This window comes from Paracoccus haeundaensis (assembly GCF_006239215.1).
Lineage (GTDB): Bacteria > Pseudomonadota > Alphaproteobacteria > Rhodobacterales > Rhodobacteraceae > Paracoccus > Paracoccus marcusii.
In genome coordinates this window covers 1-15896 of the sequence record NZ_VDDC01000037.1, presented here as the reverse complement: position 1 = coordinate 15896, position 15896 = coordinate 1, and the positions used below count along the sequence as shown (strand labels likewise).

Here is a 15896-nt window from a genome sequence, read left to right as displayed (position 1 = left end):
ACAGATGGCCACAGCATTTCATTCAGAAACCAAAATACCAGCGAATGACCGTTTCGATCTTGGTTAACTGATCGTACCATGCACATTGGCAAAACGCCTAGGCAGAGGTGACATCCGCGACAAAAGCGGCGAAATCATGCCGTTACATGGTTCGATTTTCACGAATTGCTGCCGATGCCTCAATTTTCGGCAAGCGTGACGGTGCGTCGGCTAACAATTGCAAACTGATCGGGGCGGGTATCCCTCGTCGCCGTGCGCTACAGACAGCGCATCGTGCAGTCTTCAACGGCAACCGGCGATATGCCTCAAGGGACCCTGTCAAAATCCAAAACATGCGTGATTACTCGAACATGTGATGAAACCTTGGGGCAGGGGCGTTGCCTGCCTTGGCCCCGGCCGCTAGGCTTGCGGGCAACGCAAATGTGATTTCCGGAAGTGCCGCCCTTGACCCAGACCCGCCCCCTTGCTGCCCTGCTGCGTCTTGCCGTGCTGGCTGCGCTGACGACGGGAACCGCCCTGCCAGCTCTGGCGCAGGACGGCCCGCCCGAACCGAAGCCGACGCAGCAGCCCGCGCAGATCAGCGGCCTGGCCGGCCCCTATCTTGCCGCTCGCATGGCGACCGTAGAGAACGACTTTCGCGCGGCGGCGCGCTATTTCGTCATGGCGTCGGCGCAGGATCCGCAGGACGTCTATCTGCAGGACAGCGCGCTGGTCGCGCTGGCATCGGCGGGCGATGTCGATCAGGCGGTGGCCATGGCCGAACGGTTGTCCGACGAGGATCGCCCGACGGAACTGGCCGGCCTTCTGCGCCGCGCACAGTTGGTCCGGGCCGAGGACTGGCAGGGCGTGGTCGACCTGATCGATGCGACCCATGCGCCGGACGTCCCGCTGGACCAGGACCTGATGGACGGCACCATCCGTGCCTGGGCGCTGCTGGGTGCGGGACGCGCCACCGACGCCATCGCGGCATTCGAGGCGATGGCCGCGAATGCGGACCTGGCCCCCATCGTGAACTATCACCTTGCGCTGGCCCGGGCGCTGGCGGGCGACTATGAGGCCGCCGACCGCCTGATCGTGCAGTCCGAGGCCAGCGGCCACCTGATGGGCCTGACCGCCCGCGTCCAGATCCTCTCGCAGCTGGATCGCGGCGACGAGGCGCTGGCGCTGCTGTCCCAGATCGACGGGCTGGAGGCCGAGCCGCAGTTGCTGGCCCTGCGCCAGCGCCTGGAACAGGGGCAGCCGGTGCCCTTCGACGTGGTGGGCGGCCCGGCGGACGGGATCGCGCATCTGCTGCTGTCCTTTGCCTCGGCCCTGTCCAGCAGCCCGGACCCGGAACCGCTGGCGCTGATCCATGCGCGCCTGGCGTCCTGGATCGCGCCGCAGAACCCCGAGGCCCGGCTGACCACCGCGCAGCTGCTGCAGGACCGCCAGCAGTTCGACCTGGCCGAGGCCGAGTTCGACGCCGTCCGCCGCATGGGCGAGATGCGCCCCCAGGCCGAGCTGTCGCGCATCGACGCCCTGTCGCGCGCCCAACGCCCCGCCGAGGCGGAGCGTGCGGCCTTGGCGCTGACCGCGGCCTATCCGGGCCTGGCGCAGTCCTGGATCGCGCTTGGCGACGTGACCCGCCAGCAGGAGAAATATGCCGAGGCGATCCCAAGCTATGACCGGGCGCTGGACCTTCTGGCCGACGCCCCGCCCGAGGCGCGGTGGTTTCCGCTTTACGCGCGCGGCATCTCGCTGGAGCGTGCGGGCCAGTTCGACCGCGCCGAGGCCGACCTGCTGGCCGCGCTGGAGATCCGCCCCGATCAGGCCAGCCTGCTGAACTATCTGGGTTATTCCTGGATCGACCGGAACCAGAACCTGGACCGGGCGCTGGACATGATCAAGCGCGCGGTCGAGCTGTCGCCCGGCGACGGCTATATCCTGGACAGCTTGGCATGGGCCTATTTCCGGCTTGGCCGCTATCAGGAGGCCGTGGCACCGATGGAGCAGTCCATCGCCACGATGGCCGCCGATCCGCTGGTCAACGACCACCTTGGCGACATCTACTGGATGGTCGGTCGCCACCGCGAGGCGCAGATCCAGTGGCAGCGCGCCCTGTCGCTGGAACCCGGCGAAAGCGGAGAGGTCGATGCCGACCGCATCCGCGCCAAGCTGGATCGCGGCCTGAACGCGGTGATGGACGAGGAGGACGGCCCCGTCGCCAGCCACCCCACCCAGGCCCCGCAGACCGAGGCCGACGCGGCCGAATGATCATCGAGGCGGCCCCCGCCAAGCTGAACCTGGCGCTGCACGTGACGGGTCGGCGGCCCGACGGCTATCACCTGCTGGATTCGCTGGTCTGCTTTGCGGCGGTCGGCGACAGCATCGCCCTGACCCCCGGCCCGCTGTCCCTGAGCATCGACGGCCCCTTCGCGGCGGGCCTGTCCACCGATGACAACCTGTGTCTGCGCGCCGCGCGTCTGGTCGGGGGACAGGCCGCGATCCGGCTGACCAAGGCGCTGCCCGTCGCCTCGGGCATCGGGGGCGGGTCCGCCGATGCGGCGGCGGTGCTGCGCGGGCTGGCGCGGATGGGCCATCCGCTGCCCGAGGGGACCGAACGGCTTGGTGCCGACGTGCCGGTCTGCCTGGCCTCGACGCCCGCGCGCATGCAGGGCGTCGGAGAGGTGCTGACCCCGCTGCCCGCCCTGCCGCCGCTGCATCTGGTGCTGGTCAATCCCGGCATCGCGGTGCCCACCCCGGCGATCTTCGCGGGCCTGCGGTCGCGCGACAATCCGCCTTTGCCGCCCATTCCCGCCTTTGCCGATGTCGATGCGCTGCTGGGCTGGCTGGGCACCACGCGGAACGACCTGCAGCCCCCCGCGATCGCCGCGGCGCCGGTCATCGCCGACGTGCTGCAGGCGCTGGAAGGCCAGGGCGCGCGGCTGGCGCGGATGTCGGGATCGGGGGCCACCTGCTTCGGCATCTTTGCCGACCCCGGCGCCGCGGAGCGCGCGGCTGCGGCCCTTGCGCGCAACGGCTGGTGGGCGGTGGCGACCGAACTGGCATCCGCCCCGGCACGCGGCTAGACTGCGCCCGACCCGATCCCGGAGGAACCCATGCTGCGCCTTGGCGTCAACATCGACCACGTCGCCACCATCCGCAACGCGCGGGGCACGCCCTGGCCGGACCCGCTGCGGGCCGCGCTGATCGCCCAGGCCGCGGGCGCGGACGGCATCACCGCCCATCTGCGCGAGGATCGCCGCCATATCAGCGACGCCGATATCGACGCGCTGATGGCCAACCTGACGCAGCCCCTGAACTTCGAGATGGCCGCCACGATGGAGATGCAGGCCATCGCCCTGCGCCATCGTCCGCATGCCGTCTGCATCGTCCCCGAAAAGCGCGAGGAGCGCACGACCGAAGGCGGACTGGATGTCGCGGGCAACGACAATGCGCTGGCGGGATACATCGCGCCGCTGCGCGAGGCCGGCTGTCGGGTGTCACTGTTCATCGGTCACGAACCCGCCCAGATCCGCGCCGCCGCCCGGATCGGCGCGGCGGTGGTCGAACTGCACACCGGCGCCTATTGCGACCTGGACACCGAAGGCCGCCACGCCGAGCGCGACGCCGAACTGGCCGCCCTGCGCGAGGGTGCCGCGCTGGCCCATGACCTGGGGCTGGAGGTCCATGCGGGCCACGGGCTGACATTCGATACGGTCGGTCCCATCGCGGCCATTCCCCAGGTGGCCGAACTGAACATCGGGCATTTCCTGATCTCGGAATCGGTGTTCCTGGGGCTGGAGGGCGCAATCCGCGAGATGCGCGCGCGCATGGACGCGGCGCGGGCGTGATCCCTTTCCTGTCCAAAGACCCGTCGGGACGTACGGCATGATCCTTGGCATCGGCACGGACCTGGCGAACATCGACCGCATCCAAGGGACGCTGGACCGCTTTGGCGACCGGTTCCGCAACCGGGTCTTCACGCCGACCGAACTGGCCAAGGCTGCCCGCCGCGCCGACGAGGCCGGCACCCTGGCCAAGCGGTGGGCCGCCAAGGAGGCCTGCTCCAAGGCGCTTGGCACGGGTCTTGCCATGGGCATCAGCTGGCGCGACATGGCGGTGACGAACCTGCGGTCGGGCCAGCCGGTCATGGCGCTGACGGGCTGGGCCGCGGACCGGCTGGCGGCGATGACGCCCGCCGAACATCACGCGGTCGTGCATGTCACGCTGACCGACGACCACCCCTGGGCGCAGGCCTTCGTGGTGATCGAGGCGCGTCCCGGCCCTGCGCCTGCTTGACTTTGACCCTGTGCCCGGCCCATGAACACGCGACGCAGGGCCCCCGGCCCGAGGGATAAGAGGACCACGCGGAATGGCAACGGCAGCGCCCGAGAAAAAGGACGGCATCTGGGAGACGATCAAGACGATCTTCTGGGCGCTGGTGATCGCGGGTATCTTCCGCACGCTGTTCTTCCAGCCCTTCTGGATCCCGTCGGGCAGCATGAAGGACACGCTGCTGATCGGCGACTTCCTGTTCGTGAACAAGATGGCCTATGGCTATTCGGCGCATAGCTGCCCCTTCTCGATGTGCCCGATCAGCGGCCGCATCCTGGAGCGCGAGCCCGAGCGCGGCGACGTGGCCGTGTTCCGCCACCCGACCCGCAACGTCGATTTCATCAAGCGCGTGATCGGCCTGCCGGGCGACACCGTGCAGATGCGCGGCGGCCGCCTGTGGCTGAACGGAGAGCCGGTCCAGGTCACCCCCGCCGGAGAGTTCATCGAGGTCAAGGAACAGCAGGGGCCGCAGGGCCTGATCCCGCGCTGCGTGAACGACCCCGTGCCCGAGGGCGGCGACTGCATCAGCGAACGCATGACCGAGACGCTGCCGGGCGGCAACACCCATGACATCTTGAACATCGTCGATGGCTGGGTGGCCGACGACACGCCGACCTTCACCGTCCCCGAAGGACAGTACTTCTTCATGGGCGACAACCGCGACAATTCCGAAGACAGCCGTTTCCCGGCCGAGATCGGCGGCCTGGGCTTCGTGCCGGCCGAATACCTGATCGGCCGCGCCGACCGCATCATGTTCTCGTCGGCGGGGCGGTCTCTGCTGTATTTCTGGACGTGGCGGTCCGACCGCTTCTTCAAGGCGGTGAATTGACGCCCTCGGCCGACATCCGGGCCTTCATGGCCCGTCTGGGGCATGAATTCGCGCGGCCCGAACTGCTGATCCGCGCGCTGACGCATGGCTCGATCGCCAGCGTCACGCGGCCCGACAACCAGCGGCTGGAGTTCCTGGGCGACCGCGTCCTGGGCTTGGTCATGGCCGAGGCGCTGTTCACTGCAGACACCGCCGCCAGCGAGGGCCAGCTTGCCCCACGCTACAATGCGCTGGTGCGCGGAGAGACCTGCGCCGCGGTGGCCCGCGAGCTGTCCCTGGGCGACGTGCTGAAGCTGGGTCGGTCTGAGATGCTGTCGGGCGGGCGTCGCAAGGACGCCCTTCTGGCCGATGCGATGGAGGCCGTGCTGGCCGCCGTCTATCTGGATGCGGGCTTCGATGCGGCCCGTCAGGTCGTGCTGCGCCATTGGGCGCCGCGTCTGGCGCGGGTCGATGCCGACAGCCGCGACGCTAAGACCGCCCTGCAGGAATGGGCCCAGGCCCAGGGCATGCCGCCCCCCGTCTATGAACAGACCGAACGCAGCGGCCCCGACCATGCGCCGGTCTTCCTGATCACCGTGCGGCTGGAAGACGGCCGCGACGCGCAGGCCCGCGGCACGGGCACCAAGCGCAGCATCGAACAGGCCGCCGCGCAATCGCTGCTGGACCGGCTGGAAGGACTGACATGACCGACGACGACATCGCCCCCGATCAGCCGCCCGCGGCGCTACCCGACGGGCCCACCCGCGCGGGCTTCGTCGCCCTGATCGGAGAGCCCAACGCGGGCAAGTCCACGCTGCTGAACCAGATGGTCGGCGCCAAGGTCAGCATCGTGACCCACAAGGTCCAGACGACCCGCGCACGCATCCGCGGCATCGCCATGCACGGCCCCGCGCAGATCGTCTTTGTCGACACGCCGGGCATCTTCCGCCCGCGCCGCCGGCTGGACCGCAGCATGGTCGCCGCGGCCTGGGGCGGGGCGTCGGACGCCGACATCGTGCTGGTGCTGGTCGAGGCGCATCGCGGGCTGACCGACGGCACGCAGGCGATCCTGGATCAGCTGGTCGACCTGGGCAAGGGGACGCCCGTCGCGCTGATCATCAACAAGATAGACCGCGTCAAGGCCGAGACCCTGCTGGCCCTGTCTCAGCAGCTGAACGAGGCCTATCCCTTCACCGAGACGTTCATGATCTCGGCCATGCGCGGCCATGGTTGCCAGCAGCTGCGCGGCTGGCTGGCCCGCAGCTTGCCCGAAAGCCCGTGGCTGTACCCCGAGGATCAGATCGCCGACCTGCCCATGCGCATGATCGCCGCCGAGATCACCCGCGAGAAGCTGACCCTGCGTCTGCATGAGGAGATCCCCTATCAGCTGACGGTGGAGACCGAGGCCTGGGAGGAGAAGGACGACGGCAGCGCCCGCGTCGAGCAGGTCGTCTATGTCGCCCGCCAGGGCCACAAGGGCATCGTCCTGGGCCGCGGCGGAGAAACAATCAAGGCCGTGGGTCAGGCCGCCCGCGTCGAGCTGGAGGAGTTCATGGGCCGCCGCGTCCATCTGTTCCTGCAGGTCCGCGTCCGCGAGAACTGGGAGAACGAGGCCGAACGCTATGACGAGATCGGCCTGAACTTCCGCGACGGCGATGGCTGAGGCCCGGCTGGCCGCGTCCCTGTGGGTCGCGGCCTATCTGGCCCGCCTGGCGCAGGCCACCATCCCCGCCTATGTGCTGGCGCGCGGCGACGACACGGCGGGGGCGATCGCGGTGAAATGCGCCCATCTGGACGGCACCGCCGCGCTGTGGATGCGCGAATGGGACATGGACAGCGACACCCGTCCCTGGGTCGCGACCGACAGGGGCACCGAGCGTGACATCGACGCTGCCATCGCCCGCCAGCGGTCCCGCGACCGCGACCTGTGGGTGATCGAGATCGAATCGCGCGACGGCACCACGCTGCTGGATCGCGACGGGCTGTTCTGACCTCTGGCGGGGTCGCGGTTTGCAGAATATGCATCACGCCATGAGCAGCACCCCGCAAACCGATTCGCCCAAGGGCCTTGCCTATGCCGTCGCGGCCTATGGGCTGTGGGGGTTCCTGCCGATCTACATGAAGGCGCTGGCGCATCTGCCCGCAACCGAGATCATCGCCCATCGCATCGTCTGGTCGCTGCCCATCGCGGCGGCCGTCCTGTTGTGGCAGGGCCGCGCGGCCGAGGTTGGCCAGGCCCTGCGCCAGCCGCGCCTGCTGGCGATGGCGGCGCTGACGGCGGTTCTGATCTCGGTCAACTGGCTGATCTATGTCTGGGCGATCTCGAACGATCACGCGCTGGACGCGGCGCTTGGCTATTACATCAACCCGCTGTTCAGCGTGTTTTTGGGCGCGACGCTGCTGGGGGAACGGCTGACGCGGGGGCAGATCGCGGCCATCGCGCTGGCGGCCACTGCGGTGATCGTGCTGACCGTGCAGGCAGGCAGCCTGCCGGTGGTGGCGATCGGCCTGACGCTGTCCTGGGGCCTCTATGCCTATTGCAAGAAAAGCCTGCCGCTTGGCCCCAACCAAGGCTTCACGCTGGAGGTGCTGCTGCTGACCCCGCTGGCGGCGGGCTTCCTGATCTGGCAGGCGCTGCAGGGCCAGTCGCATTTCACTGGCGCGGGCTGGGGCCAGGCGTTGTTGCTGCTGGGATGCGGGCCGGTCACGGCAATCCCGCTGCTGTTCTATGCCAACGGGGCCAAGCTGATCCGCCTGTCGACCATCGGCATCCTGCAATATATCGCGCCGACGATGATCTTTCTGTGCGCGGTGGTGCTGTTCGGCGAACCCTTCGACGGGGCCCGCCTGATCGCGTTCCCGATGATCTGGGCGGCGCTGGTCATCTACTCGGTGACGCTGGTCCGCCAGGCGGGCCAGAGACGCCGCGACCGTCGCGACCTGGCCGCCCGGCGCATGCAATAGGCACCCCATGCCGGCCGGGCGCGCGACCGCGGCCCGCGTGACGCCCTCTGGCCCCCGCAGGCCGGATCGCGCAAGCTGTGTCGGCGGACCCGGAGGCTGTGATGGAATGGCAGGCAGAAGGCACCGTGATCGGCCGCCGTCCCCATGGCGAGACGGCCGTCATCATCGACGTGCTGACCCTTGAACACGGGCGCCATGCAGGGGTCGTTCCCGGTGGGGCATCGCAGAAACGCGCCGCCATGCTGCAGCCCGGCGCGCGGCTGACCCTGCGCTGGCGCGCGCGCCAGTCGGACCAGCTGGGCAGCTTTGCCGCCGAGCCGCTGCGGATGCGGGCGGGGCTGATGGCCGATCCGACCGCGCTTGCCGGCCTGAACGCCGTCTGCGCGCTGCTGGTCTTTGCGCTGCCCGAACGCGATCCGCACCCGATGCTGGTCCAGCGGACCGAGGCGCTGCTGGACCAGATCGAGGCGGGTGCCGACTGGCCGCCCGCCTATCTGGCGTGGGAGATGCTGCTGCTGGACGAGATGGGGTTCGGCCTGGACCTTGCCAGTTGCGCGGTGACCGGCGCGACCGAGGGGCTGGCCTATGTCAGCCCAAGATCGGGCCGTGCGGTCAGCCGGCAGGGGGCGGGGGACTGGGCCGACCGCCTGCTGCCCTTGCCGGCGGTCATGGGCGGGGCGGGCGACAATCGCGGCCGCGATCTGGCCCAGGGGCTGGCCATCACCGGGCATTTCCTGGAACGGCGGATGGCGCCCGACCTGGTCGGACGCCCCTTGCCCGCCGCGCGGGGGCGGCTTGTGCGGCGCCTGCTGCGGCCCGCCGCGGGGCCGCAGGACGGCTGAGGGCTACTGGTTGCCGCGGGCGGCCGACAGCGCGTCGGTGGCCTGTTCGGCGGGGCGGCCGCTTTCGAAGATCAGCCAGGTCGGGCCCTTGATGCGCAGAACGCCGCCATAGAACTCCATCGAATTGGCCTGCTGCAGCGCCTCGAAGAAGCGCTGTTCGACGGCCAGGTCCTTGCAGTCGGTGACGCCGGTCGTCTGCAGCGGCTCGAAGGCGACGGCGGGCAGGGGGACGGTGTTCTTGGCGGCATAGCCGTTGCACGGCCCGCGACCGGACACGCCCTCGGGGCGGGTCGTCAGGGTGATGTTGCGCAGCGGCACGGTGCCGTTGCCGATGCCCACCAGCACATAGTCGTTGGCCGGGATGCCGCCCATCGGGTCGCCCGCCGGTTCCGAGCAGGCGGACAGGGTCAACGTGGCGATGGCGGCCAAGGCAAGGGCGGGGCGGATCGTCAGGGACATGGGCAGGCTCCTATGGGCGCAGACAAGCGGGGCTGAGGTGGTCTAGCGTCATTTTCGGCGCCGATCCAGCCCGCGCGCGCATCAGCCCAACAACCTGCGCGCGATCACCTGGGCCTGGATTTCTGCCGCGCCCTCGAAGATGTTCAGGATGCGGGCATCGCACAGCACCCGGCTGATCGGATATTCCAGCGCGAAACCGTTGCCACCGTGGATTTGCAGGGCATTATCGGCCGCCGACCAGGCCACGCGGGCACCCAGCAGCTTGGCCATCCCGGCCTCGACATCGCAGCGGTGACCGTGATCTTTTTCCCACGCGCTGAAATAAGTCAGCTGCCGCGCGATCATGATTTCGACAGCCATCATCGCCAGCTTGTCGGCCACGCGGGGAAAGGCCGCCAGCGGCTTGCCGAACTGCCTGCGGTCCAGCGCATAGCGCAGCCCCAGGTCCAGCGCGTTCTGCGCCACCCCAATCGCGCGCGCCGCGGTCTGGATGCGGGCGGATTCGAACGTCTCCATCAGCTGCTTGAAGCCGCGGCCCGTCTCTCCGCCCAGAAGGTTCGCGCCGTCGACGCGGAACCCGTCAAAGGCAAGCTCGTATTCCTTCATCCCGCGATAGCCCAGGACCTCGATCTCTCCGCCGGTCATGCCGGGGGTGGGAAAGGGGTCGGCATCGGTGCCGGGGGTCTTTTCGGCGATGAACATCGACAACCCGCGATAGTCGTCGGTCGCGGGGTCCGTGCGCGCCAGGAGGGTCATGATATGCGTGCGGGCGGCATGGGTGATCCAGGTCTTGTTCCCGGTCACCACCCAATCGTCGCCGTCCCGGACCGCGCGGGTGCGCAGGCTGCCCAGGTCGCTGCCGGTGTTGGGTTCGGTGAAGACCGCGGTGGGCAGCGTCTCGCCGCTGGCCAGGCGCGGCAGCCAGTGCGCCTTCTGCGCCTCGGTGCCGCCGCACAGGATCAGCTCGGCCGCGATCTCGCTGCGCGTGCCAAGAGAGCCCACGCCGATATAGCCGCGCGACAGCTCCTCGGACACGACGACCATCGCGGCCTTGGACAGGCCCAGGCCGCCGAATTCCTCGGGGATGGTCAGGCCGAAGACGCCCAGTTCGGCCAGTTCGCTGATGATCTCCATCGGGATCAGCTGATCCTGCAGGTGCCAGCCATGGGCATGGGGGGCGACCTTGTCGTCGCTCCACCGACGGAACTGGTCGCGGATCATCTCCAGATCCTCGTCCAGGCCGCTGGCGCCGAAAATTGCCGCGCCGGCGTCGCGCCCCATCAGGGCGGCCAGTTCGGCCCGCGCCTCGGGCGTGTTGCCCGCCATCAGCGACAGCGCCTGTTCTGACGGCTGCCACGTCACGCCCAGATCGGACAGGCGCGCGAATTCGGTCTGGCTCATCGGGATGCCGCCCAGGATCTGGGTCAAGTATTCTCCCATGCCGATGCGGGTGATCAGCGTCTCGACGGGGCCGTCCACGCGCGCGGACCAGTCGGCCAGCTGACGCAGCGACATGACATAGGTGGCCAGCCAGGACAGGGCATGCGCCGCATGCTGGTGCCGCTCCAGCGCATCGGCGTCGACGCGGCCGTCCACCGTCACGCGGGCGCGCAGGGCATCCTTGGCGCGGGCCAGCAGATCGTCCAGTTCAGACAGGACGGTCTGGGACTGATGGGTCATGTCTTTCATCGATTCGTCCTTTCGCGGCATTGCAGCATGGGTAGCGCCTTCGCACCTGCAGCGCAACAATTTTGCGTCCAGCGACCGCCTTTCGACCTAATGTGTCGCACCGGATTCGCATGTCGCTGATCCGTCAAAGCGGCCTTTTCCTTTCCCGGCGTCGCGGTTAGCGTGCCCCCATGTTCGGACTGGAGCCCTGGCAATTCGTGGCGGCCTTCGGGGTTACCGCCTTCGCGGGCTTCGTGAAGGGGGCCCTGGGCTTTGCCATGCCGATGATCATGATCTCGGCCTTCGGGTCGATCATGCCGGCACCGGTGGCCCTGGCGGCGATGATCCTGCCGACGCTGTTCACCAACATCCAGCAGGCCGTGCGCGACGGGCGGCCCGCCGCCGTGGCCTCGGCCGTCAAGTTCCGCCTGCACATCGCGATGGTCGGCATCTTCATCTGCGTCTCCGCCGGGTTCGCGGCGGTGATCCCGCAATGGGTGATGTACGCGCTGCTGGGCGTGCCGATCACGCTGTTCGCGCTGTGGCAGCTGTCGGGCCGCCCGCTGGTCCTGAACCTGCGCCACCGCAGGCGGGCCGAGGGGTGGTCGGGCGTCATCGGCGGACTGTACGGCGGCATCTCGGGCATCTGGGGGCCGCCGCTGATCGTCTATCTGCTGTCGGTGGGCACCGAAAAGCGCGAACAGGTGCGGGTACAGGGCGTCGTGTTCCTGATCGGCGCGGTCGTCCTGACGGTGGCGCACCTGTTTTCCGGCTTGCTGAATGCATCGACCCTGCCCCTGTCCGCGGTCCTGTGCATCCCGGCCTTTGCGGGGATGATGGCGGGGTTTGCGCTGCAGGACCGGCTGGATGTCGAACAGTTCCGCCGCTGGACGCTGCTGCTGCTGATCCTGACCGGGCTGAACCTGATCCGCCGCGCCTTTGATCTCTGGAGCCTGTGATGCCTGACGCCGCCGACCTGACCGCCCGCCTGATCCGCTGCCCCTCGGTCACGCCCGAGGAGGGCGGCGCCCTGGTCCTGCTGCAGGAGGTGCTGGAGGAGGCGGGCTTCGACTGCCACCGCGTCGACCGCAACGGCACGCCGAACCTGTTCGCGCGATGGGGCGCCAAGGGGGCGCGGGCCATCGGCTTCAACGGGCATACCGACGTGGTGCCGCCGGGTGATCCGGCATCCTGGACGCACCCGCCGTTCTCCGGCCACTGGGACGCGGACGACGTGATCTGGGGCCGGGGCGCCACCGACATGAAATCCGGCGTCGCGGCCTTTGTCTGCGCCGCGGTGGATTTCGTGCGCCAGACGCCCCCGGACGGGGCCGTGATCCTGACCATCACCGGCGACGAGGAAGGCCCGTCCCGCGACGGCACCATCGCCCTGCTGGACTGGATGGCCGCGAACGACGAACGCATGGAGGCCTGCATCGTCGGAGAGCCGTCGAACCCCGAGGTGATGGGAGAGATGATGAAGATCGGCCGCCGCGGATCGGCCACCTACACCATCACCGCCAAGGGTCGCCAGGGGCATGCCGCCTATCCGCACAAGGCGCTGAACCCGCTGCACGCGCTGACCCGCTATCTGGCCGACCTGACCGCCGAACCGCTGGACCAAGGGACGGATCATTTCGACCCCTCGGGGCTGCAGATCACCACGATCGACTGCGGCAACCCCGCGTCGAACGTGATCCCGGAAAGGGCGGTGGCGGTGGTCAACATCCGCTTCAACGACCTGCATACCGGGGCGGGCCTGCTGGACCGCCTGCGCGACCGCGCGGCGGCGGTGCAGGCGCAGACCGGCGTGACGCTGAGCGTCGAGGCCCAGATCTCGGGCGAGGCGTTCCTGACCGCGCCCGGCCCCTTCGTCGACATGGTGCGCGGCGTCGTCCAGCAGGAGACGAACCGACAGCCGGTCCTGTCCACATCGGGCGGCACCTCGGACGCGCGCTTCGTCAAGGATCACTGCCCGGTGGTGGAATTCGGGCTGGTCGGTGCCCACATGCACCAGGTGGACGAACGTGTCCCCGCCCAGCAGGTCCGCCAGCTGCAGGTGATCTATCAGCGTATCCTGGAAAGGTTCTTTGCATGACCATCGTCGAGACGACCGACCTGGCCGCCTGCCACGCGCTGCGCCGCACCGTCTTCATCGAGGAGCAGAACGTCCCCGAGGCCGAGGAGATGGACGACCTGGACGGCGACGCCGTCCACCTGCTGGCGACCGATGCGGAGGACCGTCCGGTCGCGACCGCGCGCCTGCTGGTCAAGGACGACATCGGCAAGATCGGCCGCGTCTGCGTGCTGGCCGACCAGCGCGGCACCGGCATGGGGGCCGCCTTGATGCGGGCCGCCATCGACGCGCTGGCCGCCCGCGGCGTGCGCCAGGTGCGGCTGGGATCGCAGACCCATGCGATGGGTTTCTATGAAAAGCTGGGCTTTGTCGCCGAGGGCCCCGTCTATGACGACGCGGGCATCCCGCATCGCGACATGGCCCTGGACCTGAAGTGAGCCGATGACCCAGACCCAGATCCCCAGCAAGGCGCAGATCCTCGAATGGGTGTCCGACAATCCGGACGCCAATTCCAAGCGCGACATCGCCAAGGCCTTCGGCATCAAGGGCGCCGCGCGGATCGAGCTGAAGCGCCTGTTGAAGGAGCTGGAGGCCGAGGGCCATCTGGAGCGCCGCCGCCGCCATTACCTGGACGCCGAGACGCTGCCGCCGGTGACGGTCCTGGAACTGCTGGCGCCGGACGGGTCGGGCGATCTGTTCGCGCGACCGCTGGAATGGTCGGGGACCGGGCCGATGCCGCGGATCCTGTACGCGCCGCTGAAGGCCGATCCGGCCCTGGGCCGCGGCGACCGGTTCCTGGGCCGGCTGATGCCGGTTCTGGGCGAGGATTATCAGTACCGCGCCCGCCTGATCCGCCGCATCACGGCCAGCGCGAACCGCATCACCGGCATCTTCCGCAAGGACAGCGAGGGCGGCCGTATCCTGCCCATCGACAAGGGCCAGGACAAGGAATGGCGCGTTCGTGCCGACGCCACCCTGGATGCCGAGAACGGCGAACTGGTGCAGGGCGAACAGATCGGCCCGCGTGGCCGCATGGGCCTGCCGCAGGCGCGCATCATCGAACGTCTGGGCGATCCGTCGGCGCCCCGCGCGGTCAGCCTGATCGCGATCCACCAGCACGGCATCCCCGACGAATTCCCGCAGAAGGCGCTGGACGAGGCCGAGGCCGCCAAGCCCGCGCCGCTGAAGGGGCGGGACGACCTGCGCCATCTGCCGCTGGTCACCATCGACCCGTCGGACGCGCGCGACCACGACGATGCGGTCGCGGCCTTTGTCGAGGAGGACGGCGGTGCGACGATCTGGGTCGCCATCGCCGACGTGGCCCATTACGTCCGCCCCGGCAGCGCGCTGGACCGCGAGGCCTGGGGGCGCGGCAACTCGACCTATTTCCCCGACCGCGTGGTGCCGATGCTGCCAGAGGCGCTGTCGGCGGACCTGTGTTCGCTGCACGAGGGCGTCGACCGACCCGTCATCGCTGTCGAGATGCGGCTGGACGCGCAGGGCAACAAGACCGGCCACCGGTTCCACCGTGCCATGATGAATAGCCGCGCCAGCCTTGCCTATGAGCAGGCGCAGGCGGGCGCGGACGGGGTGCCCGACGCGCAGACCGCGCCGCTGATGGATGACGTGATCCGCCCGCTGTGGCATGCCTATGGCCTGCTGAAGGGTGCGCGCGAGCGCCGCCAGCCGCTGGAACTGGACCTGCCGGAACGCCGGATCGAGCTGTCGCCCGAGGGACGCGTCACGGCCGTGGCGTTCCGCGAACGCCTGGACGCGCACAAGCTGATCGAGGAGTTCATGGTCCTGGCCAACGTGGCCGCCTCCGAGGAGCTGACCCGTCGCAAGCGCCCCCTGCTGTTCCGCGTCCACGAGGAGCCGAGCCTGGCCAAGATGGACGCGCTGCGCGAGGTGGCCCAGGCTTCGGGGTTCACGCTGGCCAAGGGGCAGGTGCTGCACACCAGCCACCTGAACCGCCTGCTGTCCCAGGCCGAGGGCAGCGACTTTGACGAGCTGATCAACATCAGCACGCTGCGGTCGATGACCCAGGCCTATTACCACCCCGAGAATTTCGGCCATTTCGGCCTGTCGCTGAAAAGCTATGCGCATTTCACCTCGCCCATCCGGCGGTACGCCGACCTGGTGGTGCATCGGGCGCTGATCAGCGCGCATGGCTGGGGCAAGGACGGGCTGACCGAGGATCAGGTCGAACGCCTGCCCGAGACCGCGACCCACATCAGCGAGACCGAGCGGCGATCCATGGCCGCGGAACGCGACACGACCGACCGCTATCTGGCGGCGTTCCTGGCGGAACGCGTGGGCACCGAGATGACGGGCCGCATCAGCGGCATCCAGAAGTTCGGCGCCTTCGTCAAGCTGGACGAGACGGGGGCCGACGGGCTGCTGCCCATCCGCGCCATCGGGCAGGAGTATTTCCACTTCGACCCCGACCGCCAGATGCTGATCGGCAGCGACACGGGCCTGGAGATCGGCATCGGACAGCGGGTGACCGTGCGCCTGGCTGAGGCGCTGCCCCTGACCGGGGGGCTGCTGCTGGACCTGCTGGAGCTGGAGGGCGCGACCCTGCCGCGCGGTCCGTCCAAGGGACGACGCGGCGGTGGACCGGGTCGCATGGCCGTCAAGTCGCGGCTGGCCGAGATCAAGCGCGCCACCAAGCGGCGGCGCAAGCGCTGATCAGCTTTCGCGGAACGCGCGATTGAAGTAGTCGGCCAGCGGCTTCATCAGGTAGGCCATCGGGCTGCGG

At 69.1% G+C, this 15896-nt stretch carries 16 protein-coding genes; 14 read left to right on the top strand and 2 right to left on the bottom strand.

Features of this window, described 5'->3' with window-relative positions; genetic code table 11:
• Positions 1–444: 444 nt before the first annotated feature.
• From FHD67_RS16545 to recO, 10 genes are all read left to right on the top strand, one after another.
• A complete protein-coding gene (locus FHD67_RS16545) occupies positions 445–2253 on the top strand; it encodes a tetratricopeptide repeat protein (RefSeq protein WP_246071328.1) in 1809 nt (602 codons plus the stop codon).
• Positions 2250–3068 carry a 4-(cytidine 5'-diphospho)-2-C-methyl-D-erythritol kinase gene (locus FHD67_RS16540; RefSeq protein ID WP_046000794.1) on the top strand — a complete coding sequence of 273 codons (819 nt, stop codon included), beginning with the start codon at positions 2250–2252 and terminating at the stop codon, positions 3066–3068. The genes FHD67_RS16545 and FHD67_RS16540 overlap by 4 nt, the downstream gene beginning before the upstream one ends.
• A 30-nt stretch (positions 3069–3098) precedes the next feature.
• Complete coding sequence (locus FHD67_RS16535) at positions 3099–3833, top strand: pyridoxine 5'-phosphate synthase (protein WP_045981026.1); 735 nt, start codon at positions 3099–3101, stop codon at positions 3831–3833.
• Between the two features lie 37 nt (positions 3834–3870).
• Positions 3871–4281 (top strand): holo-ACP synthase, encoded by a 411-nt coding sequence (gene acpS, locus FHD67_RS16530; RefSeq protein WP_139599362.1) that lies wholly within the window; start codon positions 3871–3873, stop codon positions 4279–4281.
• A gap of 73 nt (positions 4282–4354) precedes the next feature.
• On the top strand, positions 4355–5146 hold the full coding sequence (lepB, locus tag FHD67_RS16525) for a signal peptidase I (protein WP_139599361.1): 792 nt from the start codon (positions 4355–4357) through the stop codon (positions 5144–5146).
• Positions 5143–5832: a ribonuclease III gene (gene rnc / locus FHD67_RS16520; protein WP_127897782.1), complete on the top strand. Its 690-nt coding sequence runs from the start codon at positions 5143–5145 to the stop codon at positions 5830–5832. Before lepB ends, rnc begins: the two co-directional genes overlap by 4 nt.
• A complete protein-coding gene (gene era, locus FHD67_RS16515; RefSeq protein WP_139599360.1) occupies positions 5829–6788 on the top strand; it encodes a GTPase Era in 960 nt (319 codons plus the stop codon). Before rnc ends, era begins: the two co-directional genes overlap by 4 nt.
• Positions 6781–7116, top strand: coding sequence for a DUF1491 family protein (locus tag FHD67_RS16510; protein ID WP_046000797.1), 336 nt, complete (start codon positions 6781–6783; stop codon positions 7114–7116). The genes era and FHD67_RS16510 overlap by 8 nt, the downstream gene beginning before the upstream one ends.
• Positions 7117–7156: 40 nt before the next feature.
• Positions 7157–8089 (top strand): EamA family transporter RarD, encoded by a 933-nt coding sequence (gene rarD / locus FHD67_RS16505; protein ID WP_139599358.1) that lies wholly within the window; start codon positions 7157–7159, stop codon positions 8087–8089.
• A gap of 98 nt (positions 8090–8187) precedes the next feature.
• Positions 8188–8931, top strand: coding sequence for a DNA repair protein RecO (gene recO, locus FHD67_RS16500; RefSeq protein ID WP_139599373.1), 744 nt, complete (start codon positions 8188–8190; stop codon positions 8929–8931).
• 3 nt (positions 8932–8934) lie between these two features.
• On the opposite strand, the gene FHD67_RS16495 is transcribed toward recO, so the two are convergent.
• Complete coding sequence (locus FHD67_RS16495; RefSeq protein ID WP_052714564.1) at positions 8935–9390, bottom strand: META domain-containing protein; 456 nt, start codon at positions 9388–9390, stop codon at positions 8935–8937.
• Positions 9391–9471: 81 nt separating this feature from the next.
• Entirely contained in the window at positions 9472–11070 is a 1599-nt protein-coding gene (locus FHD67_RS16490; RefSeq protein WP_425467279.1) for an acyl-CoA dehydrogenase family protein, read from the bottom strand.
• A gap of 179 nt (positions 11071–11249) precedes the next feature.
• Here FHD67_RS16490 and FHD67_RS16485 point away from each other — a divergent pair, with 179 nt between their 5' ends.
• Genes FHD67_RS16485 through rnr form a run of 4 tightly spaced genes read left to right on the top strand, consistent with a single transcriptional unit; the run spans position 11250 to position 15826 of the window.
• Positions 11250–12017, top strand: coding sequence for a sulfite exporter TauE/SafE family protein (locus tag FHD67_RS16485; RefSeq protein WP_046000800.1), 768 nt, complete (start codon positions 11250–11252; stop codon positions 12015–12017).
• Positions 12017–13156 (top strand): succinyl-diaminopimelate desuccinylase, encoded by a 1140-nt coding sequence (dapE, locus tag FHD67_RS16480; RefSeq protein WP_139599355.1) that lies wholly within the window; start codon positions 12017–12019, stop codon positions 13154–13156. Before FHD67_RS16485 ends, dapE begins: the two co-directional genes overlap by 1 nt.
• Positions 13153–13572: a GNAT family N-acetyltransferase gene (locus FHD67_RS16475; protein ID WP_046000802.1), complete on the top strand. Its 420-nt coding sequence runs from the start codon at positions 13153–13155 to the stop codon at positions 13570–13572. The genes dapE and FHD67_RS16475 overlap by 4 nt, the downstream gene beginning before the upstream one ends.
• A 4-nt stretch (positions 13573–13576) precedes the next feature.
• Positions 13577–15826, top strand: a complete 2250-nt coding sequence (rnr, locus tag FHD67_RS16470) for a ribonuclease R (protein WP_139599353.1) — start codon at positions 13577–13579, stop codon at positions 15824–15826.
• The last annotated feature ends 70 nt before the right edge of the window (positions 15827–15896 follow it).